This is a genomic window from Corynebacterium pollutisoli, from assembly GCF_900177745.1.
GTDB lineage: Bacteria > Actinomycetota > Actinomycetes > Mycobacteriales > Mycobacteriaceae > Corynebacterium > Corynebacterium pollutisoli.
Genome location: NZ_FXAR01000010.1, coordinates 1 through 25,480, shown reverse-complemented (window position 1 = coordinate 25,480; position 25,480 = coordinate 1). Strand labels below are relative to the sequence as shown.

Sequence of the window (25,480 nt, the reverse complement as noted above, 5' to 3'; positions counted from 1 at the left end):
TATTACAGAATCTCGCCGGGCTTGTACTGGGCGGCCTCCGGGTGGGCGTCGACAAGCACCTGGACGCGGCGCAGGACGTGATCCACCTGGGACTCCGCGGCGCCGATGAAGGCGTGCTTGTCAGCCAGGGCGGCGTCGAGATCCGCCTGCGACATCGGCAGACGATCGTCCGCGGCGAGACGCTCGATGAGATCCTGCTCGCCGCCGTTCTCCCGCATGTTCAGCGCCACGGCGACGGCGTTCTCCTTGATGACCTCGTGCGCGGTCTCCCGGCCAACGCCCGCGCGGACCGCCGCCATGAGGATGCGGGTGGTCGCCAGGAACGGCAGGTAGCGCTCCAGCTCGCGGTTGATCATCGCCGGGAAGGCACCGAACTCGTCGAGGACGGTGAGGAAGGTCTCGAACATGCCGTCAATGGCGAAGAACGCATCGGGCAGCGCTACGCGCCGGATGACCGAGCAGAACACGTCACCCTCGTTCCACTGCTGGCCCGACAGGTCGGCGAGCATGGTGAGGTAGCCACGGAGGATGACCTGCAGGCCGCCGACGCGCTCGCAGGAGCGGGCGTTCATCTTGTGCGGCATCGCGGAGGAACCGACCTGGCCCTCCTTGAAACCCTCGGTGACGGTCTCGGTGCCGGCCATGAGGCGGATGGTGTGCGACAGGGAGGACGGGCCCGCGCCCAGCTGCACCAGGGCGGAGACGGCGTCGAAGTCGAGGGAACGCGGGTAGACCTGCCCCACGGAGTCGAAGATGCGCGCGAAACCGAGGTGGTCGGCGATGGCGGTCTCCAGGGCGGTGAGCTTGTTCTCGTCGCCGCCCATGAGGTCGAGCATGTCCTGGGAGGTGCCCATCGGGCCCTTGATGCCGCGCAGCGGGTAGCGGCCGAGGAGGTTCTCGGTGCGCTCGATGGCCACGAGCATCTCGTCGGCGGCGGTGGCGAAGCGCTTGCCCAGGGTCGTGGCCTGCGCCGCGACGTTGTGGGAGCGGCCGGCCATGACGAGGGACTTGTACTGGGCGGCGCGGTCCGCGATGCGGGCCACCACGGCGACGGACTTGTCGCGGATGAACTCCAGGGAGCGGAAGATCTGCAGCTGCTCGACGTTCTCCGTCAGGTCGCGGCTGGTCATGCCCTTGTGGATGTGCTCGTGACCCGCGAGGGCGTTGAACTCCTCGATGCGGGCCTTGACGTCGTGGCGGGTGACCCGCTCACGATCGGCGATCGACGCGAGGTCCACCCGGTCGATGACGGCCTCGTAGGCGTCGATCGCCTCGTTCGGGATGTCCACGCCCAGACCCTGCTGCGCCTTCATCACGGCGATCCAGAGCTGACGCTCCAGGATGATCTTGTATTCCGGGCTCCACAGCTCGGTCAGCTCTGCGGAGGCGTAGCGGTTGGACAGGACGTTCGCGATCTTCTTCTTATCAGCCACGCCCCCGATTATCGCATGAGCGGTGCCGGGGGTGGTCACGCCGCCTTCCTCCGCTCAGCACGCAGCGCCTCACGCACCATACCGATGAACTCGGACTCAACCCCCTGCTTCCTCACCAGATGGCGATACCCCGCGTGCAGCATGTGATACCCCTCGTTCTGCAGCACTCGCTCCCGCTCCCGGTCCTTCTTCATCTGCGTCACCGCATCAGTCCCCGTGGTGGCACCGTCATACTTCACATCGCCGTGCAGTTCATTGGCTATCGACCCGTTGAGAACCTGATCAATCCGATGTTTCCCACCCAACACCGGGACCTGCACATCCAAGGAGATCAACTCCGGCAGATCCGCCGTCACAATCTGCGCCCGCCCCCACGACTCCAGCGGGCTCTCCGACCGCGGATCCGCCAACTCCAGCGCCTCCCTCGCCAGCGCGATCCCCGGTACCGGGCCGACATCATCAAAACGCTTGGCCAGCATCTGCTTCGTGGCGCCCTTCAACGAGAGGGCAGCATCACAAGTGACAATCGCCTCCTCCACCCCGTGCCGCCTGGCAATGTCCACCAACGTCCGCGGAATATCCGTCACGCGCAGCCCATTGCGCTCCACCACGTTCTCCTCCCCCAGGTGCGCCGACCAGTACCGCACCCCCGTCGGCCACTGCTTCTTCGGGGGCCGCCTGTTCCGCCCGGGAAGATTGAGTTCGACGTACGCATCCCCGTGCGGCACCGGAAGGCCATGGACCCGTGCCGCGGATCTACCCACCAACACCGCCTTATCCACGCTCATGCCCACGGCCTGGATGCGGACCTCATCCTTCTCCCACGGTTTCAACCCGTTCCATATGTGCGTCGGCACAACGACCTCGGGGCAGAGCCTGAGGTAGCCCCCGGCATCGATCGCCTTTCGGATGGTGCTGTCGCCGAGCCGTACCGCGGGGAGATAGATGAGGTGGGCGGCTGTCTTCCAGTCACGCATCGGCTTGATGAACTCACGGAGTTTCTCACTCATGCCGCCAGTATGAGCGCGCCCGGGCCCGCGCAACAGGGGTAACGGCTACCTGTGGATAGCTCGCGGTCAGGCGGGTGAAAGGTATCCACAGGGGCGCGCCGAAAGGCATATCAGGTGAGGTATATCACGGCAGCTATAGGCCGAGAGCGAGAGCGCCTGGGCGGGCCCAGCTCTCGATCTATCCATGGAGGGCTATAGATGCCGTGATATGCCTCAGCCGGAACGGGCGGTCCCGGCCCCCTGTCAGCGCCGCACGTACTCCGCCAGGCGGCGGCATGCCTCGCGGGTCTCCTCCTCCGGGGCGCACAGCGTGAGGCGCACCCAGTGGTGGCCGTCGATGGGGTCGAAGTCGACGCCCGGCGCGAAGGCCACGCCGATCTCCTCGACGAGCTCGTGGCACCAGGCCTCGGAGTCGTCGGTGACGTGGGCGACGTTCAACCACAGGTACAACCCACCATCGGGGTCCGCCATGGTGGGGAACCCGGCCTTGGGCAGCTCCTCGAGCAGCACGGCACGCGCGGCACGGTAGCGCTCGACATGGGCGTCGAGTTCGGCCCGCGCCTCCGTCGAGAAGGCGGCGCGACCACCGACCTGCGACACCGCCGGGGCGCACAGCGCGAGAGAGGCCTGCAGGTTCTCGATCGGGGTGACCAGCTCGTCGGGCACGATGAGCCAGCCGACGCGCCACCCGGTCATGGAGAAGTACTTCGACAGGGTGCCCACGACGATGGCGCGGTCGGAGAACTGGCGGGCGGTCGCCAGGGGCCGGCCGAAGCTCATGCCGTGGTAGTCCTCGTCGGAGATGAGCACGGCGTCGTTCTCCTCGCACCAGCGCGCGATCCGCTCGAGCTCCTCCGGGTCGATGATCGTGCCGGAAGGGTTACCCGGGGAGGTGACGATGACCGCCCGCGGCCGGTCCTCCGCCGGCAGGGCCTCGAGCATCGCGGCCGTCGGCTGGAAGCGGGTCGACTCGTCGCACACGAGGTTGACCACGCGGGCCCCGAGGGACTCGAGGATGTTGCGGTACGCCGGGTAGCCGGGGCACGACAGGGCGACGTTGTCCCCGTGGTCGAGCACCGCCAGGAAAGAGGCGACGAAGCCTCCGGAGGAGCCGGTGGTGATGATGACGTTGTCGGCGGACGTCGATACGCCGTAGGTCTCGGAGTGCCACGCGGCGATGGTCTCGCGCAGGTCGCGGTCACCGATGACCTCGGTGTAGCCGAGGGCGGAGGCGTGCAGCGACTCCTCCACGGCGCCGAGGACCGGCTCCGGGGCTCCCGTGGTGGGCTGCCCGGCGCACAGCATGATGGTGTGTTTGCCGTCGCGGGCGCGCCGGTGCACGAGGTCGAGCATCTGCATGACGCGGAAAGGCTGGACCTGTCCGCGCCGGCTGATCAGGGGGCTCACAGGGAGATCCGTCCCTCCACGGCCGGCAGGGCGATGTCCCGGCGGTAGAAGGAACCGTCGAGGGTGATCTGCTCGATGGTGGCGTACGCGTCGTCGCGCGCCTCCTCGAGGGTCGCGCCGACGCCGACGATGTTGAGCACGCGGCCACCGGCGGAGACGAGCTCGCCGGCGTCGTTACGCGCGGTACCGGCGTGGAGGACCTTGGACGGGTCGGCGACGACGTCGCCGGAGATGACGCCGCCGGTGACCGGGGACGCCGGGTAGTTCTCGGCGGCGAGCACAACGGTGAGGGCGTAGGCGTCCTCCCACTCCAGCTCCGGATGGGAGGCGAGGGTGCCCGAGGCGACGGCGTCGAGAAGCCCGGCCAGCGGGGTCTTCAGCAGGGCGAGGATCGGCTGGGTCTCCGGGTCACCGAAACGGGCGTTGAACTCGACGACCCACGGGCCGTCCGCGCCCCAGGCCAGGCCGGCGTAGAGCAGGCCGGAGTACGGGGTGCCGCGGCGTACCATCTCCTTGGCCACCGGCACGCACACCTCGTCGACGATGCGCTGGACACCGTCGGCCGGGAGCCACGGCAGCGGGGTGTAGGCACCCATGCCGCCGGTGTTGGGGCCCTCGTCATTGTCGTAGGCGCGCTTGTGGTCCTGGGCGGGGATGAGCGGGACGACGGTCTCGCCGTCGACGAGGCAGAACAGGGAGACCTCGGGGCCGTTGAGGAAGGACTCCAGCAGCACCGGGTTACCCAGCTCGTGGACGGCGCGGACGTGCTCGCGGGCGGCCTCCCGATCGGGGGTGACCACGACGCCCTTGCCGCCGGCCAGGCCGTCGTCCTTGACCACCCAGGTCGGGCCGAAACGGTCGAGGGCGGCGTCGATGTCCGCGTCGGAGGTGCCCGGGGTGAGCTGCTCGGCGCGGGCGGTCTTCACACCGGCGTCGGCCATGACGTCCTTGGCGAACTGCTTGGAGCCCTCGATCTGTGCGGCGGCACCGGAGGGCCCGAAGACGCGGAAGCCGGCCTCGCGCAGCGCGTCGGCCACGCCCGCGACCAGCGGAATCTCCGGGCCGATGACGACGAGCTCGGCGTCGATGTCGCGGGCGAGGGCGACCATGGCGGCCGGATCGTCGACCTTGCCGGCGTCGGCGTGGACGGTGGCGAGGCCCGCCATCCCGGCGTTGCCCGGGGTGACGTGGAGGTCAGTGGTGGCGGGGTCGGCGGCCAGGCCCTGGAGGAGGGCGTGTTCGCGGCCGCCCGAACCGATCACGAGAATGCGCATGTCCACCAATTCTAGGAGACACACCCGCAGGTCGGGGATCCCGGTGGGAGGTCCGCGCTCTGCGAGGGGTCTCCGCCGCGGCCGGCCCGCACGCCAGCCGGTAGCCTGGGCGGCATGAGTAGCGTGTTCACCAAGATCATCAACGGCGAGCTCCCGGGCCGCTTCGTCTACCGCGACGATCTGGTCGTCGCCTTCCTCACCATCGAGCCGCTGCGTTACGGCCACGTGCTCGTCGTCCCCGTCGAGGAGGTTGACCGCTGGACGGACCTCTCCCCCACCGTGTGGGGCCAGCTCAACGAGGTTGCGCAGAATGTGGGCCGCGCCGTCCGTGAGGCCTTCGACGCCGCCCGCGCCGGTTACATCATCGCCGGGTTCGACGTCCCGCACACCCACATCCACGTCTTCCCCACGGACAGGATGTCGGAGTACGACTTCTCGCGGGCCATGGCGATGGACGCGACCGATCCCGAGCTCATGGACGACGCCGCCGAGCGGATCCGCGCCCTGCTGGACACCGACGAGAACGGCCACCCGCGGTAGATGTCCCTGCTGCGCTGGGTGCCGCACCGCGGGACCCTGCCGCCGCTGCCGCCCCTGTCGCAGCGCCCCGGCACCCCGGTGCTGCTCCTCCACGGTCTCATGGGCTCGCCGGGCAATTTCGAGCGCACCGTCACCGCACTCCTGGAGCTCGGCGCGCCGGTGGTCGCCCCGTTGTACGGCGACCGCGGCACGGTCGCCGTGGAGCGCTCGTTCACGGAGCTTGTCGACGCCGCCTCCGACCTCCCCACCCCCTTCGACATCGTCGGCCATTCCCTGGGCGGGTATCTCGGCCTGCGCCTGGCGCACGAGTTCCCCGTCCGGACCCTCGTCGGGGTGGGGGCCTGCTTCCGGGGATTACCCCTGCCGCCGCGGCGCGCCGTCCGGGCCGCGATCCCGCTGGTCATGGGCCGCGGGGCCGGGGATCTCATGACCGCCGAGCCCTTCGCCGCGGAGCTTCCCGCCCGCACCCGCGTCGTCTCGCTCGTCTCCGACGCGGACACCATCGTCCCCGCGGCCTCCTCCGACCTGGGGGAGGTCCGCCATCTCACCGGCGTGCGCCACGAGCATCTGCCCGCGCAGGCCGACGCCATCCTCGACGCCCTGGAGTGGACACCATGAAGCACATCGCCGACATCGACGGCACCGAGTACGCCTTCGACTGGCCGGAGGACAGGACCCTCCTGGAGTCGATGCTCGCCGAGGCGATCCCCGCCTGGTACTCCTGCACCGACGGCGACTGCGGCACGTGCCAGTGCACCCTGACGGGCGGGCCGTCGCACATGCGGCAGAACCAGGTGCTCTCCTCCTACGAGGTGGAGCAGGAGGAACAGACCCTCGCCTGCCAGACCATCCGCGACGGGGAGGGCCCGTACCGGGTTTCCTACGAATAGGGGGTGCCCGCCACCCCGTCCGCCTACAGTTACATTCATGAACCTCACCCCGCGCCTGCATGACAATCCCGAGATCCCCGAGGGCGAAGCCCGCGAGACGATCCTGCCCGCCTACTTCGGCAAGTTCGGTGGCCAGTTCGTGCCGCCGATGCTCTACCCCGTCCTCGACGAGCTGGAGCGCGCCTACGCCGAGGCGCTGGAGGATCCGGAGTTCATCGCGGACCTGGACAAGCTCTACCGCTCCTACCTGGGCCGCCCCACCCCGGTGACCGAGTGCGTCAACCTCCCCCGGGAGGGCAAGGGCAAGGGGCACGCCCGGATCTTCCTCAAGCGGGAGGATCTGGTCCACGGTGGTGCCCACAAGGGCAACCAGGTGATGGCGCAGGCGCTGCTGGCGAAGAAGCTGGGCAAGACCCGCCTCATCGCCGAGACCGGCGCGGGCCAGCACGGCACCGCCACCGCCATGGCCGCCGCGCGTTTCGGCATGTCCTGCACCATCTACATGGGGGCCCGTGACATCGCCCGCCAGCAGGCCAACGTCTACCGCATGCGCCTCATGGGCGCCGAGGTCATTCCCGTCGACGAGGACGGCGGCAACGGACTGCAGAACGCCGTCGACGTCGCCCTGCTCGACTGGGTCGAGTCCTACGAGACCACCCACTACCTGCTCGGCACCGCCGCCGGCCCGCACCCCTTCCCGTCCCTGGTCAAGGAGTACCACCGGATCATCTCCAAGGAGTCCCGCGAGCAGATGATGGAGGAGGTCGGCCGGCTTCCCGACGCCGTCATCGCCGCCGTCGGCGGCGGGTCCAACGCCATCGGGGCCTTCGCCGAGTACTACGACGACACCGACGTGCAGCTCATCGGCGTCGAGCCTGCGGGCGAGGGCCTGGATTCCGGCAGGCACGGTGCCCCGCTGGAGCGCGGCCGCGTGGGTATCCTCCACGGTTCCCGCTCGTACGTCATGCTCGGCGAGGGCGACGAGGACGTGCTCAACTCCCACTCCATCTCCGCCGGCCTGGACTACCCGGGTGTCGGCCCGGAGCACGCCTGGCTCATGGAGACCGGCCGTGCCACCTACGTCGGCGCCACCGACGCCGAGGCGCTGCAGGCCTTCCGCATGCTCACCCGCTACGAGGGCATCATCCCGGCCCTCGAGTCCTCCCACGCCCTGGCCCACGCCCTCAAGCTGGCCGAGCAGGACGAGGCCGCGGGCCGCACCGACCGCGTCTACCTCGTCAACCTCTCCGGCCGCGGCGACAAGGACGTCAACTACGTGCGCCGCCTGCTCGGGGACGCGGCGGACCTGGACCCGGACACCCACGGCGTCGAGAAGCTCGACGTCGCGGGTGCCATCGCCGCCCTGGAGGCGGAGGCCGACTAGAGTCGGCCGAGGTCATCGGCTTCTACGAAACCCTCGGGTACGAGACCGAGGACGTCGTCGTCATGGCCAGACACCACCCCGCGGACTAGCTCTCCTGCTCGTCCTGGCGCGGCAGCCGGACGGTGAACACGGAGCCGGCGCCCTCCTCGGAAGTGACGGTGATCGTGCCGCCGTGCTTCTCGACGAGCGACTTCGTGATCGCCAGCCCCAGCCCCGAGCCGCCCGACGCGCGGGAGCGGGAGGCGTCCTCGCGGTAGAACCGCTCGAAGACCTTCTCGGCGACCTCGGGCGGCATGCCGCGGCCGTCGTCGGAGACGTCGACGACGACGTCGGGGCCGTCGAGATGCAGTTCCACGGTGACGGTCGCTTCGGGCCCGCCGTGGGTGAGGCCGTTGGAGATGAGGTTGAGCAGCACCTGGTGGAGGCGGGAGGCGTCGCCCCGGACCACGGGGACGGAGGAGGTCTCGTTCTTCACGCTCACCTCGCGGCCGGGGAACGCGGCCCGCGCCGAGGACGCCACCGACAGCGACAGCTCCAGCAGGTCGACGATCTTGAGCTCCAGGCGCGAGCCCTCCGCCCGGGTGAGGGCGAGGAGGTCCTCGACGAGGAGGGACATGCGGCGGGACTCGTCGTCGATACGCGTGAGCACCAGCTCGACGTCGTCGGTGGCCCCGGAACGGTAGAGCTCGGTGTAACCGCGGACGGAGGTGAGCGGGGTGCGCAGCTCGTGGGAGGCGTCGCCGACGAAGCGGCGCATCTGCTCCTCCTTGCTCTGCGCGGACTCGACGGAGGTCTGCAGCTGGCCGATCATCGTGTTGAGCGCGTGCGCCAGCTGACCGACCTCGGTGGTGCGCGGCCAGGCCGGGACACGGCGGTCGAGGTCACCCGCGGCGATGGCGCCGGCGGTGCGCTCGACGTCACGCAGCGGGGCCATCGCCTGCCGCACCACGTAGTAGCTGAGCAGGGCCAGGACCGCCAGGACCAGCAGGGAGATGATGAGCTGGACCATCGCCAGGCCGTAGAGCAGGGTGCGCTCGCGGGCCAGATCCTTCGCGACGACGGTGGTCACGCCGGCCTCGCGGTGGGCGATGACGCGCCAGTGGGTGTTGAACTCCGAACCCGGCGCGGAGTCGACGGTCTGGGGTGGGCCGCCGACCGCGACCGTCGATAAGCGGGGCAGTTCGCCCGGACCGTTGAACACGATCGACGACCCGTCCTCGAAGAGCTTGATCACCACGTAATCCGACGGCGGGCGCGAGGAGGAGTCGGAGTTGAAGATCTCCGAACTCCGCGCCCAGCCGCCGAGGGAGTTGACCAGGTCCTCGTCGACACGCGAGTACATCACCTCCCGCATGATCGACGACACCGCCACCGAACTCGCCGCCAGGCCCAGCCCGGACAACAGCACGATGATGACCACCAACCACGTGCGCAGCGGCCACGCCCGCTCGGGGACCTGGGTCTCCACGGGCGGGTAGAGGGCGTCGCGCGGCTCCGGCGGCGGCTCCGGCGAGGCCGGGTAGGAGGGGTAGGGAGGCAACGTCACTGGCGCGGGGTGCGGAGGACGTAACCGACGCCACGGACCGTGTGGATGAGCGGGACATCGCCGGTGTCGATCTTGCGGCGCAGGTACGAGATGTACGACTCGACGACATTGCCGTCCCCGCCGAAGTCGTAGTGCCACACGTTGTCGAGGATCTTCGACTTGCTCAGCACCACCTCCGCGTTGAGCATGAGGTAGCGCAGCAGGTTGAACTCCGTCGGCGAGAGTTCGACGATCCGGCCGTCCTTGGTCACCTCGTGCGTCTCGTCGTTGAGCGTGAGATCCGCGTACGTGATCGCCGCATCCGAGGTGTCCTGCTCCTTGATGTGCCCGCGGCGCAGGATGACGCGCAGCCGGGTGATCACCTCCTCGAGGGAGAAGGGCTTGGTCACGTAGTCGTCGGCGCCGATCGTCAGGCCGTGGATGCGGTTCTCCACCGCGTCCTTCGCCGTGAGGTAGAGCACCGGTCCGTCGAGGCCCTCGCTGCGCAGCTTGGTGAGCAGCTCGAAGCCGTCCATGCCCGGCATCATCACATCGAGGATGTACGCGTCCGGGTTGAACTCGCGCGCGATCCGCAGCGCCTCAGTTCCGGAGGCCGCGGTACGCACGTCAAAGCCCTGGAACTTCAGGCTGACGTTGAGCAGCTCGACGATATTGGGCTCGTCATCGACGACGAGCACCTTGACCGGGGTCTGGGAGGGGTCTGTCATGCGGTCCATTGTCCCCCATGACCCGACCCCGCCGCTGAACGATCTCTGGGAACTTACTTGGAGACCGTCACTCCCAGGCGACGTTCCCCAGGTCCACACCCTCCGCCGCGGCCTGCGCCTCGACGAGCGTGAGCAGATAGGCGGCATGCCCCTGGTAGGTGGCGTTGAAACGCTCGTCCTCGACGTACATCCGTGCCAGCAGCACCTGCTTCGCCGCGGAGACGTCGTAGAACTGGCCGATGCTCGCCCGATGCTTATCGACGATCACCTCCGCCTCCGCAGAGCCCGGTTCCACACCGCGCGCCGCGGCGTCCGCCAACAGGGACACGAACTCGTCCTGCTGCTTCTTGACGTCCACCCAGTCGGCGTCCGTCATCCTCGCCTGGGCGGCCCGGGACTGCTCCCACTCCGGGGTGTCACCCCACCGCTCCTCGGCCTCGTCCTGGTACTCCGGCTTCCACTGATCGCCGAACAGCTTCATACGGTCCTCGATGGACATGGGTTGTGGCTCCTTCAGCAGGTCATCGACTGCCCGGACCATCCGGTGCAGGTGACCGATCCGCTCGGTGAGCACATCGCGCTGCCGGGTGAGGGCCTGACGCGCCGTCGCCGGCTCCGCGAGGATCTCCGCGATCTCCTTCAGCGGCACCCCCGCCTCCCGGTAGACGAGGATCTGCAGAGCGGTGTCCATGTCCTCGTCCGTGTAGAGACGGTGGTCCGCGTACGTGCGCCACCCCGGGCTGAGCAGCCCGATGTGGTCCCAGTGCCGCAGGGTGCGGGTGGTCACGCGGAGGATGTCGGCGGCCTCGCCGATGGTGTACTCGGTCACGGTTCCCAGTGTGCCGGTTGACGCGGCGTCAAGCGCAAGGGGTGCACGTCAGTTCATCCCGCGTGCCGCCACCTGCCACCGGTCGACCACGCGGCCGCCGGAGACCACCTCCACCTCATCGACGAGGTTGAGCACCAGGCACACGTGGTTGGGCACCACGGCCAGCTCCTCCCCGATCGCCGGCAGCCGCTCCCCCGCCGGCCAGGCCACGGTGCCGTGATGTTCGGACAGGGCGGTGATGCGGGCGTCGGAGGCGCCCCTGATCCGCCCGAACCCGGTGGCCCAGGCGGGACGGTCGGACCCGAGGATCTTGGAGCCGGCGTCGACGATGATCTGGTGCCGGTCCTCCCGGCGGGAGACCACCCGGGCCGCGACCGTCAGGGCGATGCCAGACCAGTCGCAGGTGCCCAGCTCAAGCTGCTGGGCGTCATTGAAGACGTAGACCCCGGGGCGGCGCTCCGTGGCCACCCGCGAGTACCGGGCCGAGGGGGTCGATCCGCCGGACAGCACCGGGTCCGCCACCCCGCGGGCGCGGAGGATGTCCCCGGCGGCGCGGAGCGCCTGGTCCTCGTCCCGCGCCGCCTGCGCCTGGGCGCCCGGGGCGTAGGAGTGGCCGGGGAAGGTGAACGCGCCCCGCAGGTCGAGGCCGAGATCGAACACCCCGCGCGCCAGGGCCTCCAGCGCGGTGACCGGCACGCCCGAGCGGTGGTGGCCGGAGTCCAGCTCGATGAGCACACCGGCGGGGATCCCGACCAGCCGCTCGGCCGCTTCCAGTGAGTCGCAGCCCACGGACAACCGGACCCGTTCGGCCAGGGCGCGCAGCCGCTTGTCGGCCCAGACGGGGTAGGCGATGAAGATGTCGTCGCTGACCTCGGCGAAGACCTCGGCCTCCCCCACCGTGGCGACCGTGAGTCCGTGCGCCCCGGCGGCGATCTGACGACGGGCGATCTCGGGGATCTTGTGCGTCTTCACGTGCGGGCGCAGGGGCCCGGGCTGCGCGGCGATGTTGGTGTCGAGGCGGGCGAGGTCGATCCGGACGGTCGGGGTCATGGTGCCAGGGTAGTCCGCCCTCCCCCTCCACGTTCCCACGCATATATGGGCGGGCCCTTTTCTGCGACCAGGGACAACGCCCGGACCCCCGGAAATCCACGTGGGAACCCTGAGGGAGGGGGGACGGCGGCCTACACCGCGCCGGCGGCCCCGATGTTGCGCAGGTTGGCGCGCGCCAGGTGCACCATGTCACCGACGCCGCCGCCGAAGACGGAGCGGGTCGCCGCGCGAGAGAAGCCGATGAGCATCTCCCAGGTGATGGACGGCGGGATGGACAGGGCGTCGGGGTCGGTGCGGACGTCGATGAGCACGGGCCCCGGGTGGGCCAGGGCCGCGGCGAGCTGCTCGCGGAGGGTGGCGGGGTCGTCGATGAGCACGGAGTGGATGCCGGCGGCGGCCGCGATGGCCGCGAAGTCGACCTCCTCGTGGTCGGTGCCGTGCTGGCGCATGCCCTCGACGAGCATCTCCAGCTTAACCATGCCGAGGGAGGAGTTGTTGAACACCACCATCTTCAGCGGCAGGTCGTGGAGTTTCACGGTGAGCAGCTCGCCGAGGAGCATGCCCAGGCCGCCGTCGCCGTTGAGGCTGATGACCTGGCGGTCGCGGTCGACGAACTGGGCGCCGATGGCGTGCGGCAGGGCGTTGGCCATGGTGCCGTGGCGGAAGGAGCCGATCTCGGCGCGGCGGCCGTTGGGGGTGAGGTAGCGGGCGGCCCAGACGTTGCACATGCCGGTGTCGACGGTGAAGACGGCGTCGTCGTCGGCAAGCTCGTCGAGGACGTGGGCGAGGAACTCCGGGTGGATGGGGACATGCTTGTCGACGTCCTTCGTGTACGCGTCGACGACCTTCTCCAGGGTGTCGGCGTGCTTGGTGAGCATCGCGTCGAGGAAGGAGCGGTCGGTCTTCTCCGTGAGGTGCGGGAGGATGTTGTCGATCGTCGCGCCGACGTCGCCGACGACCGGGTGTTTCACCGTCGTGCGCTTGCCGATGTTCGCCGCCCTGATGTCGACCTGCGCGACGTTGGCGGTGGGCAGGAACTCGGTGTACGGGAAGTCGGTGCCGAGGAGGATGAGCAGGTCGGCCTCGTGCAGGGCGTCGTGGCAGGCGCCATAGCCTAGGAGGCCGGACATGCCGACGTCGAAGGGGTTGTCGTACTGGATGTGCATCTTGCCGCCGAAGGCGTGGCCGACGGGGGCCTTGATCTTCTCCGCCAGGGCGAGGACCTGCTCACGGGCGTCCCTGACACCCTCGCCGCAGAAGAGGGTGACCTTCTCGGCGGCGTTGATCGCCGCGACGAGCTCGGCGGCCTCGCGGGCATCCGGGTAGAGCACGGGGCGGCCCGTCGCGATGGTCGAGTCGAGGAACATGCCGTCCCCGGCGTCCTGCTTCGCGACGTCGCCCGGGATCACCAGCACCGACACCCCCTCCCCGGCCGTCGTCGACTGGATGGCGTGGTGGAGGATGCGCGCCCCGTGGTCGGCGGAGTTGACCATCTCGCAGTAGCCGGAGCACTCGGAGAACAGCACCTCGGGGTGGGTCTCCTGGAAGAAGTTCGAGCCGATCTGCGTGCTGGGGATGTGGGAGGCCAGGGCGAGGACCTGCGCGCCGTTGCGGTGGGCGTCGTACAGGCCCTGCAGGAGGTGGAGGTTGCCGGGGCCGCAGGAGCCGGCGCACACGGCGAGGCGGCCGGTGAGCAGCGATTCGGCACCGGCGGCGAAGGCGGCGGCCTCCTCGTTGCGGACATGGATCCACTCGATGGAGGAGGAGTGGATCGCGTCGACGATGGGGTTGAGGCTGTCCCCGACGACGCCGTAGATGCGTTCGACGCCCCGGGACTCCAGGGTGTCGACGAGCTGCTGAGCGAAGTTACGTGCCATGTCCCCGAGCGTACGCGCGGATTCATGCCCCAAGCTGTAACTGTAACGAACGGTCGGTACAGTTACGCGACGTGAAACACCTGGACAACGTCGACTCCACCCCCGCCCAACGGTGGACCTTCCTGCTGGTCATCTCCCTGGGCCTGCTCATGGTGGGGCTCGACAACTCGATCCTCTACACCGCCCTGCCCGAACTCCGCTCACAGCTCGGCGCCTCGGAGACCCAGGCGCTGTGGATCATCAACGCCTACGCCCTGGTCATCTCCGGCCTCATGCTGGGCACCGGCACCCTCGGCGACCGCATCGGCCACCGCCTCATGTTCCTCATCGGCCTGGCCATCTTCGGCGTGGCCTCCCTCGCCGCCGCCTTCGCCCCCGGCGCGTGGTTCCTCGTGGCGGCCCGCGGCCTCCTCGGCCTCGGCGCCGCGACGATGATGCCCGCCACCCTGGCGCTCATCCGCATCACCTTCTCCGACGAACGGGAACGCAACACCGCCATCGGCGTGTGGGCGTCGGTCGCCGTCGTCGGCGCGGCCCTCGGCCCGGTCGTGGGCGGTGTGCTGCTGGAGTTCTTCTGGTGGGGGTCCGTGTTCCTCATCAACGTGCCGGTGGTGGTCGCGGCGATCATCCTCACCATCGCCGTCGCTCCACCGAACATGCCCAACCCGACCAAGCACTGGGACGCCCCGAGCTCCCTCTACGCGCTGGTCACGCTGGCGTCGCTGGTCTCCGCGATCAAGGAGCTGGCGAACCCGGCGCGCACGTGGTGGCTGCTGCTCGCGGCCGTCGTACTGACGGTGGTGGGGGCCATTCTGTTCACCCGCCGCCAGCAGCGTCTCGACGACCCCCTCCTCACCTTCGACGTCTTCCGGTCCCGCATCTTCACCGGCGGCGTCCTCGCGGCGGCCGGTGCGATGTTCGCCGTCTCCGGCCTGGAACTCATGACCACCCAGCGTTTCCAGCTGGTGCTCGGCTACTCCCCGCTGGAGGCCGGCCTGCTGGTCATCGCGGTGACCCTGGCCGCGTTCCCCTTCTCCCTGCTGGGTGGGGCGGTGCTGCACCGGGTGGGGTTCATCCCGCTCATCGCGGGCGGGTTCGCGGTGGTGGCGGCGGGCGTGGGCCTGGCCACGTGGGCGGGGAACGACCATGTGCTGCCGCTGTTCGTGGTGGGGCTGGCGCTGGTCGGCGCGGGCGCCGGGTCGATCATGTCGGTGTCGTCGACGGCGATCATCGGCTCCGCCCCCGTGCGCCGTGCCGGCATGGCCGCGGGTGTGGAGTCCGTCTCCTACGAGTTCGGCACCCTGCTGGCAGTGTCCGTCCTGGGTTCCCTGCTGCCGGTGCTCTACGCCCTGCGCGCCCGCCCCGGCACGGAGCTCGACGGCGCCGCCTACGACACCGCCTACCTGACCATCCTGCTCGTCATCGCCGTCATCGCGGCCGCCTTCGCGCTCCTCAGCGCGTGGTGCTTCCGCGGCAACCCGAGGAGCCCCGGTGCGACCCAGTAAACGCGACCTCATCCTCGCCGCCGCCGTCCGCGTCATCGCCGCGGACGGCATCGAGGGGCTGAGCTTCGAGACCCTCGCCGACGCCGCCGGCCTGTCCAAGTCCGGCATCATCTACCACTTCCCCTCCCGCCACGACCTCCTCCTCGGCGTGCACACCCACCTCGCCACCCTGTGGGAACGCGAGCTGGAGGACATCGCCGGGGCACCCGCCGCCGAGCTGACCCCCACCGGGCGACTGCGGGCCGTCGTCACCTCCATGGGCCGCACCGCGGACCTGCCGGAACTGCTCATGATCCTCGACTCCCGCCACCATCCGGAGTTCCGGGAGGCGTGGGCGGGCGTCGATAAGCGGTGGATGCCGGAACCCGACTCCACCGACGCCTACCTGGTGCAGCTCATCGCCTACGGCCTGTGGGCGCACGACCACGTCCACCACGCCCCCCTCGACGCGCGCGCGAGGGAGAGGCTCATTGCCGCTGCGCTAGAGCGGATTCCGTCTTAGACTCCCGACATGAGCACGATGCGCACGGACCGGGTCACCGTCACCTCCTGGGCCCTGTGGGACTGGGGGTCGGCGGCCTTCAACGCCGTCCTGGTGACGTTCATCTTCTCCGTCTACCTCACGGATTCGGTGGGGGCGACGCTGGACACGGCGTACACGCCGGCGACGCTCTACGGCTGGGTGATGGCGGTGGCGGGTGTCCTCATCGCGGTGGTGGCGCCGATCATCGGGCAGCGCTCGGATCTGCGGGGCACGCGCCGCCGCTCGCTGGCGGTGTGGACGTTCATCACGGTGGGGCTCATGTTCGCCCTGTTCGTGGTGCGTAACGACGCCCCCGTCTACTTCTGGATCGGCGCCGTCATCATGGCCGTCGCGTCCGTCCTCTTCGAGTTCGCGGAGGTCAACTACTACGCGCAGCTCAACCAGATCTCCACGGAGGACAACGTCGGCCGCGTCTCCGGCTACGGGTGGGGCATGGGGTACGCGGGCGGCATCATCCTGCTGCTCATCTGCTACTTCGGTTTCGTCGCCGGCGACGGCGGCATCTTCGGCCTGCCCACCGAGGGCGGCCTCAACATCCGCCTCGTGGCCGTCTTCGCGGCCGTGTGGTTCGGTGTCTTCGCCCTGCCGGTGCTCTTCCGCGTCCCCGAGATCCGCCCCAGCGGCGCCGCCGAGACCGAGGGCGTCATCGACGCTTACCGACGCCTCATCGGCACCATCCGCGAGTTGTGGCACCGCGACCGCAACGCCGTCTACTTCCTCGTCTCCTCCGCCGTCTTCCGTGACGGCCTGGCCGGCGTGTTCACCTTCGGCGCCATCCTCGCCGTCACCGTCTACGGGCTCAGCGCCGGCGACGTCCTCATCTTCGGCGTCGCCGCCAATGTCGCCGCCGCCGCGGGCGCCATGATCGGCGGGCTTCTCGACGACCGCCTCGGGCCCAAGCCCATCATCATCGCCTCACTGGTCCTGATGATCGCCTCCGCCGGCGTCCTCTACTTCGTCGAGGGGCCGCAGATGTTCTGGATCTTCGGCCTGGTGCTCTGCCTGTTCGTCGGCCCCGCCCAGTCCGCCGCCCGCTCCTTCCTCTCCCGCGTCGCCCCCGAGGGCACGGAGGGGCAGCTCTTCGGCCTCTACGTGACCACCGGCCGCGCCGTCTCCTGGCTGTCGCCGGTGTTCTTCGGCCTCTTCGTCACGGTGGGGGGTGCCGACCGCTTCGGCATCCTCGGCATCGGCCTGGTGCTGGCGGTCGGCGCCCTCCTGCTCATCCCCGTGACGGACCCGACTACACGTCGCGTGCGATGAGCTCCTCGAGCGGGGTCGGGGAGATGAGGTACGGGGCGACCTCGAGCACCGTGTAGGCGCCGGCCTCGCCGGCCTCGCGCAGACGGTGGGCCGCGCGCGCGTAGGCCAGGGCGCAGGCACCGGTGAAGTCGGGGTTGCGCTCCAGCTCGAGGGTGTACTCGATGGACTGCACGTAGCCGCCGGTGTCACCCGCGGTGATGACGTGGCCGCCGTGCGGCATGCCGGTGTGCTCGGCGTCGAAGGTGGCCTCGTCGATGAAGTTCACCTCGACCTCGTAGCCGACGAAGTAGTCGGGCATGGTGCGGATCTCGTTCTCGATGCGCTCCTGATCGGCCTCGTCGGCGACGATGAAGCAGCGGCGCAGGTGGGCCTGCTTGCCGGTCAGCCCCTCCTCACCCTGGCGGGCGGCATCGAGGGCCTCCGGGGACGGGATCGTGTACTGCACGCCCTTCTTCACCCCCTCCACGCGGCGCACCGCGTCGGAGTGGCCCTGCGACAGGCCCGGGCCCCAGAAGGTCTGCTGCTGCCCACCCGGCAGGAGCGCCTGGCCGATGGTGCGGTTGAGGGAGAACATGCCCGGATCCCAGCCGGTGGACACGACGGCGACGGTGCCGTTCTCCTTGGCCACCTTGTCCATCGCGGCGCGGTGGCGGGGGACGTCTCGGTGGTTGTCGTAGGTGTCGACGGTGTTGGCGTGGCGGATGAACTCCGGCGCCTGCTCCGGGATGTCGGTGGCGGAGCCGAGGCAGAGGACGGCGACGTCGAACTGGTCCGTGTAGGAGGCGAACTCGGCGACCGGCCACACGGGGGCGTCGGTGTCGAGGCTGTCGCGGCGGGAGAAGATGCCCGCCAGCTCCATGTCCGGCTGCTGTGCGGTGAGCTTCTCGACGGACCTGCCCAAGTTGCCGTACCCGACGATCGCGATCCTGATGGGGGCCATGCGTTTCTTCTCCTCGAAGTGGGGGATGGTGAACGCCGACCATTCTACGAGCTGGAGACGAGACTTGAACTCGCAACCTACGGTTTACAAGACCGTTGCGCTACCGATTGCGCCACTCCAGCACCGGCGGATGAACCTCCGCCTGGAAGCAGATGCTACCGCAGGCCCCGCTGCTGATAGAAACCGGTGGAACCGCTAGGGTGGCGCCCGTGTCCACACTGTTCTCCCGCCTCGGATCCTGGGGTTCACTGCTCTCGGGATCCGGTCGCATCGCCACCATTGATGCGGCCAAGGCCGCCCCGCCGCCGTCCCCGCTGGCGCCCGTCGACCTCACCGACCAGGCGCAGGTCGCCGCCGTCATGGACCTCGCCGTCCGCATCGGTGACGTCCTGTTGTCCTCCGGCACGTCCAACTCGGACACGAAGGCGCAGATCCATGCCGTCACCAGTGCGTACGGCCTGCACTACTGTCACGTGGACATCACGATGAACACCATCACGGCGTTCACCCAGATCGGCACCACCCGGAAGACGCCGGTCACGGTGTTCCGCGTGGTGCGGTCGATGACGACGGACTTCTCCCGCCTCTCCGAGGTGGACCGCCTCATCCGTTCCATCCAGGCCGGTGCCACCCCGCCGGAGACGGCGGAGAAGATCCTCGACGAGATCACCCGCCGCCCCGCCTCCTACGGCACGCTCACCTCGATCATGGGGTGGGGCCTGCTGGGTGGGTCGGTGGCCGGTCTGCTCGGCGGCGGGCCGGTCGTGGTGGGGACTGCGTTCCTCACGGCGGTGCTCATCATGCTGGTCAACACCTTCCTGGCCCGGCACCAGCTGCCGTACTTCTTCCAGAACGTCTTCGGCGGGATCATCGCCACCGTCCCGGCGGCGGTCATCTACTCCCTTGCCGCGGACCGGGGCCTGCAGATCTCCCCCAGCCAGGTCATCGCCTCGGGCATCATCGTGCTGCTCGCCGGCCTGACGCTGGTGCAGTCGCTGCAGGACGGCATCACGGGTGCCCCGGTGACGGCGTCGGCACGCTTCTTCGAGACGATGCTGTTCACCGGCGCCATCGTCGCCGGTGTCGGTATCGGCATCCAGCTGGTCGCCATGCTGGGGATCGCCCTGCCGCCGTTGCAGACGTACGCGCCGCCCAACTTCACGTCGATAGGCGTGCGCGTGCTGTGCGGTGGACTGGCGGCTGCCGGGTTCGCGATCGCCAGCTACGCGGAGTGGTCGTCGGTGTTCATCTCGGCGGTGACGGCGACGGCCGGATCGGCCTTCTACTACCTGGTGCTCATCCCGGCGGGGACGGGCCCGGTCATCGCGTCGTCGATGGCGGCGGTCGTCGTCGGCCTGGCCGGTGGCCTCCTGGCGCGTCGATTCCTCATCCCGCCGCTCATCACCGCCGTCGCCGGCATCACCCCCTTCCTGCCCGGCCTGGCCGTGTACCGCGGCATGTACGCCTCCCTCCACGAGCAGACGCTGGCCGGTTTCACCAACATCGCCCTCGCCCTGGCCATCGCCTCCGGCCTGGCGGCGGGTGTGGTCCTCGGCGAGTGGGTCGCCGCCCGCCTGCGCCGCCCGCCGACACTTCGCCCCTACCGCTACTTCCGCCGCGCCCGCCGCGTCACGTTCCAGCAGCTGGCGGAACGTCCCACCAGGCGAGTGCGGAAAAACCCGCGGGCATAGCGTAGAATGGCTAATCTACTGTGCCCTGACCACCACTTTTACAGGAGGATCCGTGCCGCCCAAGGTCACTGACACCCGCCCGACTCCCGAGGCCCTGCACGCCGTGGAGGAGGAGACCGCCGCCTCCGCCAGGCGGATCGTCGCCACCTACGCGCAGGATTTCCTGGACGGTGTCACCCTGATGTGCATGCTCGGTGTGGAGCCGAAGGGCCTCGTCTACTCCAAGGTCGCCGCCGAGCTGGAGGAGCCGGAGCCGGCCCCCGCCAAGCGCACCCGCAAGAAGACCACCAAGAAGGCCGCGAAGAAGACGACGAAGAAGACCACCAAGAAGGCGACCAAGAAGACCACGAAGAAGACGGTCAAGAAGGCCTGACACCAGCCATGAGCGGCGACAACAGCTTCGTGGTCGTGGCCAACCGCCTGCCGGTTGACCTGCACGGCACCACCTGGACGCCCAGCCCCGGCGGGCTGGTCGCCGCACTCTCCCCTGTCCTGGAACGCCAGCAGGGATGCTGGGTGGGCTGGCCGGGAATGCCCGACGAGGCCCCCGAGCCCTTCCGCACCGACGCCGGGCTGCTCCTCCACCCCGTGCGCCTCTCCCAGGCGGATTTCGAGGGCTTCTACGAGGGGTTCTCCAACGCGTCCCTGTGGCCGCTGTACCACGACCTCATCGTCACGCCGGAGTACCACCGGCAGTGGTGGGCGGCGTACCGCGACGTCAACCTGCGGTTCGCCCAGGAGGTCGCCGAGGTCGCCGCGGAGGGGGCCACGGTGTGGGTGCAGGACTACCAGCTGCAGCTCGTCCCGGGCATCCTCCGCCAGCTGCGCCCCGACCTGCGGATCGGGTTCTTCCTGCACATCCCCTTCCCCTGCCCGGACCTGTTCCGCCAGCTGCCGTGGCGCGACGAGATCATCCGCGGCCTGCTCGGTGCCGACCTCATCGGCTTCCACCTCGAGTCCAGTGCCCGCAACTTCCTCGACCTGTGCTCCGGCACCGGTCAGCCGGCGACCCGGCGTATCGACGCCCACGTCACCACCGGCGACGGCCGCCGCGTCGGCGTCGGCGCGTTCCCCATCTCCATCGACATGAACTCGCTCGGCGAGGGGGAGGACGGGGGCGTCGATAAGCTGCGTCGCGAGCTGGGTGACCCCACCACCGTCATCCTCGGCGTCGACCGCCTCGACTACACCAAGGGCATCCTCCAACGGCTGCTCGCCTTCGAGGAGCTGCTGGAGGCGGGGGCCCTGGAGGGGGCCGTGCTGCTGCAGATCGCCACCCCCTCCCGGGAGCGCATCGACCAGTACCAGGTGGCGCGCTCACGCGTTGAGGAGGCGGTGGGGCGCATCAACGGCCGCTTCGGGTCGATGGGCCACCCCGTCGTGCACTACCTGCACCAGTCCCTGCCGAAGAATGAGCTGCGCACCTACTATGAGGCGGCGGACGTCATGCTCGTCACCCCATTCAAGGACGGCATGAACCTGGTGGCCAAGGAGTACGTCGCCTGCCACCCGGAGGGGGACGGGGCGCTGGTGCTCTCCGAGTTCGCCGGCGCCGCCGTCGAGCTGCACCAGGCGAACCTATGCAATCCCTTCGACCTGGAGTCCATCAAGCGGGCCCTGCTCACCGCCGTTCAGGGCCTGGAGACCACCCCGGAGCTCATGGCCGAGCGGATGACGGCGATGCATGCGCAGGTGCGTGACCACGACGTCGACCGGTGGGCTAGCAACTTCCTGAGTGCCCTGGAGAAGAGCCGATGACACGCCGCCTTTTCGTGCTCGGGACTGCCGTGCTGCTGCTCACCGCCTGCACCCCGGAACCTCAGGCCGACCTCGCCGACACCTCCTGGCAGGTCACCGACATCTGGACCACCCCCGGCGAGCCCTCCACCCTGCCTCCGCAGGACGCGGGCCGCGCGTGGATGGCCTTCGGCCAGCAGTCCCTGTCCGGTCACACCGGCTGCTCCCGCCTGCAGGGAACCGTCGCCTTCACCACCGGGGGGCACTCCGCCAGCGCCGAGGAGGCCGACACCCTCCGCATCGACCACCTCGAGGTGGAGCCCGCGGCCGCCGACTGCCCCGCCACCCGGACGCACGGGCAGCTCACCGGGCTGCTCCAGCCCGGCACGGAGTTCGACGTCCACCACGCGGCGCGTTACCTCACCCTCACCCTGCGTTCCGATGCCCTCGATCCCCCCGCCATCGGTCTCGCCGCACTCTAGCTAAAGTGGGGCCATGAGCCTTGATCCCACCATTGTGCGCCGCCTCGCACAGGCAGAGTCGCTGCTGCTCGTCACCGACTTCGACGGCACCCTCGCCGACCTCACCACCGAGATCTACGGGGTGCCCGTCAACGTCGACTCGCTGGCCGCCCTCACCCACCTGGCCGGATTGCCCGCCACGCACGTGGCCGTGCTCACCGGCCGCCACCTCGCCGGTCTGGCACGCCTGTGCCCCCTGCGCGCGCCCATAATCTTCGCCGGTTCCCACGGGGCAGAGTCCGCCGAGCACGGTGACTGCCTCACCGAGGAGCAGGCCGCCCGCCTCGCGGAGGTAGACGCCGCACTCGATGCCGCGCTCGGTGCCGCGCTCCACGGCGACCACCCGGACGTCCACATCGAGCGCAAGCCCTTCCAGCGCGTCGTACACACCGCCCGCCTGGCAGCCACAGACCAGGCCGCTGCCGACGCCCACCTCGACCGGGCCCAGCAGGTCGGGATGCCGGGCGTGCGGGTCTCGCGCGGCAAGAACATCGTCGAGTTCTCCGTCTCCGACCGGACGAAGGGCACGTGGCTGGCCGCCGAGATCGAACGCGTCAACCCGGCGGTGGCGGTGTTCATCGGCGATGACACCACCGACGAGGACGGTTTCCGCGCGCTGCGCCCCGGGGACGTCGGCGTCAAGGTCGGCCCCGGTGAGACCGCCGCGGGGGAACGCGTCGCCGACATCCCGGCCGTGGCGGACCTGCTCACCCAGGTGGCGGCGGCCCGTGCCGCGCACGTGGGCATTCCCCGGGAGCTGCCCGCCCGCTTCGAGGCGCTGGCCGCGGGTTTTTCCGCCGAGGTGCTGCGCGTTAACGACTGGTCGGCCGCCACGCCGTGCGCCGGGTGGTCCGCCCGGGACATCGTCGACCACCTGCTGACCTGGTACCCGGCGAACCTCCGCGACGCTGGCATCGATCTCGAGCTGGAGACCGACATCCAGGCCGACCCCGCCGGTGCCTGGTTCTCCTTCGTCGACGCCGTCCGCGCCCTGCTTCTCGACGCCCGCGTCAACACCACCTTCCACTCCGGCCCCGATGAGGGCCGTACCATCGGGCAGGCGACCGCCGCCTTCCTCCTGCCGGACATCTTCATGCACACGTGGGACCTGGCCCGCTCCCAGGGCCACGACGTGGAACTCGACCCCGCCTACGCGGCCCGCAACCTGGCGGGACTGCAGTCGATGGGTGCGGCGCTGCAGGAAAGCGGCCAGTTCGGCCCGCCCGCCCCCGCCCCGACGGGCGCCACCCCGGGTCAGCAGCTCATGGCGTACGTGGGTCGCGCGGTCGACTGACCGTCGACCCGGAGTGGAAGGTGGTCCCGAGGATGACCCGGGGAGCGGTGGTGGGCGCGGCGTCGGTGTCGTCGGCGAGGTGGGCGTCGATGAGCTCCTGCAACATGCGACCCGCAACCCGGCCCTTGTCCTGGTTCGGCTGGATGACGGTGCTCAACCCCCGCAGCAGGGCGGTGCGGATGCCGTCGAAGCCGGTCACCGAGAGGTCCCCCGGCACCGCGATGCCGCGGCGGCGGGCGTAGTCGAGCACCCCGAGCGCCATGGAGTCGGTGGTGCAGAGCACAGCCGTGAGCTCCGGGTGCGTGGTGAGCAGCTCCTCCGCGGCCGACAGGCACGTGGCGTGGTCGTTGATGTGGCGGGTGATCACCGGCACCCCGGTGACGCCGGCCGCAGAGAACTCCTCGCACGCCCCGCGCACCCGGTCGCGCTGCACGTGCAGATCGGCGGTCTCCACGTCGGCGGGGCCGTCATGACGCGCGCGGTGCAGGCGGATCGACAGGATACCGATGCGGGTGTGGCCGGCGTCGAGAAGCGCGCGGGCGGCGGGGCGGATCGCCTCGCGGTCATCGATGCCGACGAAAGGCAGGTCCAGCCCCTTCGGCTGATCACACACCACCAGCGGCACGCCCCGCGCCTGCGCCGCCGCCAGATGCGGGTCCCCCTCCGCCACCGAGTAAACGACAATCCCGTCGACGGCAGCGCGCCCCACCAGCGCCGAGGCGTCCTTCTCGGACGGTCCCGCGGGAATGAGAGTGAGGGCCGTCTCCGTGCCCTCCGACGCCTGCGCCAGCCCAGCGAGGAAATCCACTGAGGCGGCGTCCTCGAAGGCGTACGTGAGATGCTCGGTGAGCAGCACCCCGAGGGAGCCGACCCGGCGGGTGCGCAGGGAACGCGCCATGGGGTCGGGCCCCGGGTAGCCGCGCTCCCCGGCCGCCTGCAGGATACGGCGACGCAACTCGGGTGAGAGCTGGTCGGGGTGGTTGTAGGCGTTGGACACCGTCGTCCGTGAGACGCCGAGTTCCGCCGCGAGCGCCGCCAGTGTCCGGGCACGTTTGACCATGCCCCAAACCTATCCGGTTACACTGTGCGGCGTGAGAAACCCGGATCAGTACAACTCCGAACGCGTCACCCTCCGCCACGGCGGCCGGGACCGGACCTTCGTCGTGGTCACCCCCGACGGCGTGGGTGCCGACGCCCCCGTGCTGCTCTACTTCCACGGCTCCCTGCAGAACGGCAACGTCGCCCGCAACTTCACCGGCCGCACCTTCGACGACATGGCCGCCACCCGCGGGGTCCGCCTCGTCTACCCCGACGGCGTCGACCGCCACTTCAACGACACCCGCCTGCAGCTCCGCGAGAAGACCCGCCAGCTCGGCGTCGACGATGTCGGGTTCACGCGCGCGATCGTCGACTGGCTCGGCGTCTCCTCCGTCCACGCGTGCGGCTACTCCAACGGTGGGCAGATGGTCATGCGCCTGCTTCACGACGCCCCCGGCCTCCTCACCGGCGCCGCCACCTTCGCCGCCACCATGCCGGCGGACAACAACCGCGTGGAGGGGCTCGGGACCGACCCCGTGCCGACCCCCTACCTGGCGATCCACGGCACCGCCGACCACATCGTGCGTTACGACGGCGGCGTCGCCGGCCTCGACCCCGCCCACACCCGCGGCGAACTCATCTCCGCGCACGCGTCGGCGGAGTACTTCGCCGGGGTGAACGGCCTGGGCCCGGACGACCACACGCGGCACTCCCCCGTCGACGGGGTGACCGTCGACCGGTGGGGCGGTGACGCCCCCGTCGAACTGTGGAGCATCGAGGGCATGGGGCACCTCGTCCCCACACCGAAGCAGCTGCCCTCCAGCGTCGGACCCGGCACCTCTGCCCTGGTGGCCGCGGAGGTCGTCGCGGACTTCTTCCGCTTCTAGGGGTCGCTGCGGGGCCCTCGGGCGGACAGGTCGCGGAGGGGGTGGGTGTTGCTGCGGGGTGGCCCACCATCCGGTGGGATGTGCACCACCCCGCCGGGATGACGTTCCAGGCGCCC

The 25,480-nt window shown here is 69.9% G+C and carries 24 protein-coding genes and 1 tRNA gene; 13 read left to right on the top strand and 12 right to left on the bottom strand.

Annotated features, from left to right (window positions below; translation table 11 throughout):
- Positions 1-2: 2 nt before the first annotated feature.
- From purB to purD, 4 genes are all read right to left on the bottom strand, one after another.
- Positions 3-1,442 (bottom strand): adenylosuccinate lyase, encoded by a 1,440-nt coding sequence (purB, locus tag B9Y70_RS11610; protein ID WP_205410449.1) that lies wholly within the window; start codon positions 1,440-1,442, stop codon positions 3-5.
- Positions 1,443-1,468: 26 nt separating this feature from the next.
- A complete protein-coding gene (locus B9Y70_RS11605) occupies positions 1,469-2,443 on the bottom strand; it encodes a hypothetical protein (protein WP_143337633.1) in 975 nt (324 codons plus the stop codon).
- Between the two features lie 243 nt (positions 2,444-2,686).
- Positions 2,687-3,802, bottom strand: a complete 1,116-nt coding sequence (locus B9Y70_RS11600) for a pyridoxal phosphate-dependent aminotransferase (RefSeq protein WP_085550430.1) — start codon at positions 3,800-3,802, stop codon at positions 2,687-2,689.
- Positions 3,803-3,846: 44 nt separating this feature from the next.
- Entirely contained in the window at positions 3,847-5,124 is a 1,278-nt protein-coding gene (purD, locus tag B9Y70_RS11595; protein WP_085550476.1) for a phosphoribosylamine--glycine ligase, read from the bottom strand.
- Between the two features lie 114 nt (positions 5,125-5,238).
- Here purD and B9Y70_RS11590 point away from each other — a divergent pair, with 114 nt between their 5' ends.
- The 4 genes from B9Y70_RS11590 to trpB are packed head-to-tail and all read left to right on the top strand — an operon-like array spanning position 5,239 to position 7,938.
- Positions 5,239-5,664, top strand: a complete 426-nt coding sequence (locus B9Y70_RS11590; protein WP_085550429.1) for an HIT family protein — start codon at positions 5,239-5,241, stop codon at positions 5,662-5,664.
- Positions 5,665-6,282: an alpha/beta fold hydrolase gene (locus B9Y70_RS11585; protein WP_085550428.1), complete on the top strand. Its 618-nt coding sequence runs from the start codon at positions 5,665-5,667 to the stop codon at positions 6,280-6,282.
- Positions 6,279-6,554, top strand: coding sequence for a 2Fe-2S iron-sulfur cluster-binding protein (locus B9Y70_RS11580; RefSeq protein WP_085550427.1), 276 nt, complete (start codon positions 6,279-6,281; stop codon positions 6,552-6,554). Before B9Y70_RS11585 ends, B9Y70_RS11580 begins: the two co-directional genes overlap by 4 nt.
- Before the next feature lie 37 nt (positions 6,555-6,591).
- Positions 6,592-7,938 (top strand): tryptophan synthase subunit beta, encoded by a 1,347-nt coding sequence (gene trpB, locus B9Y70_RS11575; protein ID WP_085550426.1) that lies wholly within the window; start codon positions 6,592-6,594, stop codon positions 7,936-7,938.
- Positions 7,939-8,023: 85 nt separating this feature from the next.
- Here trpB and B9Y70_RS11570 read toward each other — a convergent pair whose 3' ends face one another.
- The 5 genes from B9Y70_RS11570 to B9Y70_RS11550 all read right to left on the bottom strand — a co-directional run bounded on the left by B9Y70_RS11570 (position 8,024) and on the right by B9Y70_RS11550 (position 13,947).
- Positions 8,024-9,406, bottom strand: a complete 1,383-nt coding sequence (locus tag B9Y70_RS11570) for a sensor histidine kinase (RefSeq protein WP_240309256.1) — start codon at positions 9,404-9,406, stop codon at positions 8,024-8,026.
- Between the two features lie 74 nt (positions 9,407-9,480).
- Complete coding sequence (locus B9Y70_RS11565) at positions 9,481-10,191, bottom strand: response regulator transcription factor (protein ID WP_085550474.1); 711 nt, start codon at positions 10,189-10,191, stop codon at positions 9,481-9,483.
- A gap of 67 nt (positions 10,192-10,258) precedes the next feature.
- Positions 10,259-11,020, bottom strand: coding sequence for a MerR family transcriptional regulator (locus tag B9Y70_RS11560; RefSeq protein ID WP_085550425.1), 762 nt, complete (start codon positions 11,018-11,020; stop codon positions 10,259-10,261).
- 48 nt (positions 11,021-11,068) lie between these two features.
- Positions 11,069-12,070, bottom strand: coding sequence for an alanine racemase (locus B9Y70_RS11555; RefSeq protein ID WP_085550424.1), 1,002 nt, complete (start codon positions 12,068-12,070; stop codon positions 11,069-11,071).
- A 131-nt stretch (positions 12,071-12,201) separates the two neighbouring features.
- Positions 12,202-13,947, bottom strand: coding sequence for a pyruvate dehydrogenase (locus tag B9Y70_RS11550; protein ID WP_085550423.1), 1,746 nt, complete (start codon positions 13,945-13,947; stop codon positions 12,202-12,204).
- Positions 13,948-14,018: 71 nt separating this feature from the next.
- Here B9Y70_RS11550 and B9Y70_RS11545 point away from each other — a divergent pair, with 71 nt between their 5' ends.
- The 3 genes from B9Y70_RS11545 to B9Y70_RS11535 are packed head-to-tail and all read left to right on the top strand — an operon-like array spanning position 14,019 to position 17,256.
- Positions 14,019-15,452 (top strand): MFS transporter, encoded by a 1,434-nt coding sequence (locus tag B9Y70_RS11545; protein WP_275886745.1) that lies wholly within the window; start codon positions 14,019-14,021, stop codon positions 15,450-15,452.
- Complete coding sequence (locus tag B9Y70_RS11540) at positions 15,439-15,954, top strand: TetR/AcrR family transcriptional regulator (RefSeq protein WP_085550422.1); 516 nt, start codon at positions 15,439-15,441, stop codon at positions 15,952-15,954. The genes B9Y70_RS11545 and B9Y70_RS11540 overlap by 14 nt, the downstream gene beginning before the upstream one ends.
- Before the next feature lie 9 nt (positions 15,955-15,963).
- A complete protein-coding gene (locus tag B9Y70_RS11535; RefSeq protein ID WP_085550421.1) occupies positions 15,964-17,256 on the top strand; it encodes an MFS transporter in 1,293 nt (430 codons plus the stop codon).
- Here the strand turns inward: B9Y70_RS11535 and B9Y70_RS11530 are convergent.
- Positions 17,237-18,196: a diaminopimelate dehydrogenase gene (locus B9Y70_RS11530; protein ID WP_085550420.1), complete on the bottom strand. Its 960-nt coding sequence runs from the start codon at positions 18,194-18,196 to the stop codon at positions 17,237-17,239. The two genes, B9Y70_RS11535 and B9Y70_RS11530, sit on opposite strands and share 20 nt — an antisense overlap.
- 49 nt (positions 18,197-18,245) lie before the next feature.
- A tRNA-Thr gene (locus tag B9Y70_RS11525) sits at positions 18,246-18,318 on the bottom strand.
- A gap of 87 nt (positions 18,319-18,405) precedes the next feature.
- Here B9Y70_RS11525 and thrE point away from each other — a divergent pair.
- From thrE to otsB, 5 genes are read left to right on the top strand one after another with little or no spacing between them, the layout of a single operon-like run.
- Positions 18,406-19,887 (top strand): threonine/serine exporter ThrE, encoded by a 1,482-nt coding sequence (gene thrE / locus B9Y70_RS11520; RefSeq protein ID WP_420838460.1) that lies wholly within the window; start codon positions 18,406-18,408, stop codon positions 19,885-19,887.
- Between the two features lie 52 nt (positions 19,888-19,939).
- Positions 19,940-20,260: a hypothetical protein gene (locus B9Y70_RS11515; RefSeq protein WP_085550418.1), complete on the top strand. Its 321-nt coding sequence runs from the start codon at positions 19,940-19,942 to the stop codon at positions 20,258-20,260.
- An 8-nt stretch (positions 20,261-20,268) separates the two neighbouring features.
- A complete protein-coding gene (locus B9Y70_RS11510) occupies positions 20,269-21,645 on the top strand; it encodes an alpha,alpha-trehalose-phosphate synthase (UDP-forming) (protein WP_085550417.1) in 1,377 nt (458 codons plus the stop codon).
- Entirely contained in the window at positions 21,642-22,106 is a 465-nt protein-coding gene (locus B9Y70_RS11505; protein ID WP_085550416.1) for an META domain-containing protein, read from the top strand. Before B9Y70_RS11510 ends, B9Y70_RS11505 begins: the two co-directional genes overlap by 4 nt.
- A 13-nt stretch (positions 22,107-22,119) precedes the next feature.
- Positions 22,120-23,439, top strand: a complete 1,320-nt coding sequence (otsB, locus tag B9Y70_RS11500) for a trehalose-phosphatase (RefSeq protein ID WP_085550415.1) — start codon at positions 22,120-22,122, stop codon at positions 23,437-23,439.
- Here otsB and B9Y70_RS11495 read toward each other — a convergent pair.
- Positions 23,408-24,499, bottom strand: a complete 1,092-nt coding sequence (locus B9Y70_RS11495) for a LacI family DNA-binding transcriptional regulator (RefSeq protein WP_085550414.1) — start codon at positions 24,497-24,499, stop codon at positions 23,408-23,410. The genes otsB and B9Y70_RS11495 overlap by 32 nt on opposite strands.
- A 31-nt stretch (positions 24,500-24,530) precedes the next feature.
- Between B9Y70_RS11495 and B9Y70_RS11490 the strand changes: the two genes are divergently transcribed.
- The gene (locus B9Y70_RS11490) at positions 24,531-25,364 is read left to right on the top strand and encodes a CE1 family esterase (protein WP_085550413.1); all 834 of its coding nucleotides are present in this window, start codon (positions 24,531-24,533) and stop codon (positions 25,362-25,364) included.
- Positions 25,365-25,480 lie beyond the last annotated feature (116 nt).

What these genes read in the sequence shown, in the direction of transcription:
- B9Y70_RS11605 (WP_143337633.1), bottom strand. Translation starts at nt 2,443, where the DNA reads ATGAGTGAGAAACTCCGTGAGTTCATCAAGCCGATGCGTGACTGGAAG.
- B9Y70_RS11600 (WP_085550430.1), bottom strand. Translation starts at nt 3,802, where the DNA reads ATGCAGATGCTCGACCTCGTGCACCGGCGCGCCCGCGACGGCAAACAC.
- purD (WP_085550476.1), bottom strand. Translation starts at nt 5,124, where the DNA reads ATGCGCATTCTCGTGATCGGTTCGGGCGGCCGCGAACACGCCCTCCTC.
- B9Y70_RS11590 (WP_085550429.1), top strand. Translation starts at nt 5,239, where the DNA reads ATGAGTAGCGTGTTCACCAAGATCATCAACGGCGAGCTCCCGGGCCGC.
- B9Y70_RS11585 (WP_085550428.1), top strand. Translation starts at nt 5,665, where the DNA reads ATGTCCCTGCTGCGCTGGGTGCCGCACCGCGGGACCCTGCCGCCGCTG.
- B9Y70_RS11580 (WP_085550427.1), top strand. Translation starts at nt 6,279, where the DNA reads ATGAAGCACATCGCCGACATCGACGGCACCGAGTACGCCTTCGACTGG.
- trpB (WP_085550426.1), top strand. Translation starts at nt 6,592, where the DNA reads ATGAACCTCACCCCGCGCCTGCATGACAATCCCGAGATCCCCGAGGGC.
- B9Y70_RS11565 (WP_085550474.1), bottom strand. Translation starts at nt 10,191, where the DNA reads ATGACAGACCCCTCCCAGACCCCGGTCAAGGTGCTCGTCGTCGATGAC.
- B9Y70_RS11555 (WP_085550424.1), bottom strand. Translation starts at nt 12,070, where the DNA reads ATGACCCCGACCGTCCGGATCGACCTCGCCCGCCTCGACACCAACATC.
- B9Y70_RS11550 (WP_085550423.1), bottom strand. Translation starts at nt 13,947, where the DNA reads ATGGCACGTAACTTCGCTCAGCAGCTCGTCGACACCCTGGAGTCCCGG.
- B9Y70_RS11535 (WP_085550421.1), top strand. Translation starts at nt 15,964, where the DNA reads ATGAGCACGATGCGCACGGACCGGGTCACCGTCACCTCCTGGGCCCTG.
- B9Y70_RS11530 (WP_085550420.1), bottom strand. Translation starts at nt 18,196, where the DNA reads ATGGCCCCCATCAGGATCGCGATCGTCGGGTACGGCAACTTGGGCAGG.
- B9Y70_RS11510 (WP_085550417.1), top strand. Translation starts at nt 20,269, where the DNA reads ATGAGCGGCGACAACAGCTTCGTGGTCGTGGCCAACCGCCTGCCGGTT.
- B9Y70_RS11505 (WP_085550416.1), top strand. Translation starts at nt 21,642, where the DNA reads ATGACACGCCGCCTTTTCGTGCTCGGGACTGCCGTGCTGCTGCTCACC.
- otsB (WP_085550415.1), top strand. Translation starts at nt 22,120, where the DNA reads ATGAGCCTTGATCCCACCATTGTGCGCCGCCTCGCACAGGCAGAGTCG.
- B9Y70_RS11495 (WP_085550414.1), bottom strand. Translation starts at nt 24,499, where the DNA reads ATGGTCAAACGTGCCCGGACACTGGCGGCGCTCGCGGCGGAACTCGGC.